Here is a 1523-nt window from a genome sequence, read left to right as displayed (position 1 = left end):
GGTACTTCCTAATCCAGTATTAAATACAGATGTTTCTGATTTTATAGAATGTAGTGATGATGCTGATTTTGGTATTTTTGATTTAACCTCAAAAGACATCGAGATCACGGGTGGAAATCCAGATTATGCAGTGAGTTATTATGCCTCTGCCGCCGATTATCTTGCGACACCACCCATTGCCATTGCAAACCCTACTTTGTTTAATGGCGCCGCTGGACAAGAAATTTTTTACAGTGCCGAAAATACGATTACAGGCTGTGTGACTTTTGATGTTGCGAATTTATCGTTTTTACTAGAGATCAACTTAAATCCATCCACGACACCTCCTACAGATTTATTAGTGTGTGATGAAGATGGTACTGCTGATGAGCTTACCACGATGGATCTTACGGTAAAGGATATTGAAGTTACTGGTGGTTTTGATCCAACAGTAACGGTGAGCTATCACCTTACTTTAGCTGGTGCTAATGCTGATGATGCGTCTATTCCAGACCCAACAGCTTTTACCAATACGATCAATCCACAGATTGTTTTTGCTAGAGTGACCAATAATATTACAGGATGTTTCTCTACCGAAGCCTTACGTGTTGAAGTCTTTTTAGTACCCACTCCTGTGACTCCTGCAGATCTAGAAGTTTGTGATACCGATAATGATGGTATTTTCGATTTCTTTATTCTTTCAGATACCGATGCCGAGATTACGGGTGGAGATACTTCACTTACAGTTGCCTACTATCTTACGCAAGATGATGCCGATAATGCTCCTGTCGGATTAGAGATTGATAACATGATGTATATCAATGTGAATGATCCTTTCTTCCAAACGATATACGCTCGTGTGTTTAATGCTGCAGGTTGTTTTGCTGTGGTTCCCTTTAACTTAGTAATTTTAAATACCCCAATGCCTAATGAGACTCCTGATCCTTATGAGATTTGTGATGACAATGCCGATGGGGTAGCTGTTTTTGATCTCACCTCGCAAGAGCCTCAGATTTTAGACGGACTCGATCCTACGATTTTTGATGTGACTTGGTTTGTCGATCAAGCCTCGGTAGATGCCAATGTGGCCATTCCAGACCCAACGGCACATAGTAGTAATACCACAACAGTCATTGCTGTGGTAACCGATATTGCACAAAGCGCCACCACCTTCTGTTCGGCACAAGTAGATTTAGAACTTATTGTAAATCCATTGCCTACCCCTGTTCAACCCGCGTTTTATGAGCTTTGTGATGATCTAGCCAGTGGTAGTGATACCGATGAATTCTCTCTTTTTGATCTGCGTAGCCGTGATGATGAAATCATTGCAGGCAATGCTGATTGGGTAGTGAGCTATTACCTAACAGAGGCAGATGCCGATGCTGGGATGCCTACCTTACCCGATATGTATCAAAATATGATTCCTGCTTCACAGACCGTTTGGGTACGTGTGGAGAATGTGGTAACAGGCTGTTATGAGTTAATTACCCTAACCTTAGTGGTGAATCAATTACCCTCACCTACAGCCATAGCTGCGGTAGAGG

At 42.0% G+C, this 1523-nt stretch carries 1 pseudogene; it reads left to right on the top strand.

Annotated elements, in window-relative coordinates:
• Window positions 1–1523 (top strand): annotated as a pseudogene (locus ACFO3O_RS22490) (T9SS type B sorting domain-containing protein); the annotation flags it as partial.

The sequence above is a fragment of the Dokdonia ponticola genome (assembly GCF_042653865.1).
GTDB classification, from domain to species: Bacteria; Bacteroidota; Bacteroidia; order Flavobacteriales; family Flavobacteriaceae; genus Dokdonia; species Dokdonia ponticola.
Note: the sequence above shows the minus strand (reverse complement) of the source record. Positions and strands in the feature narration are given on the sequence as shown.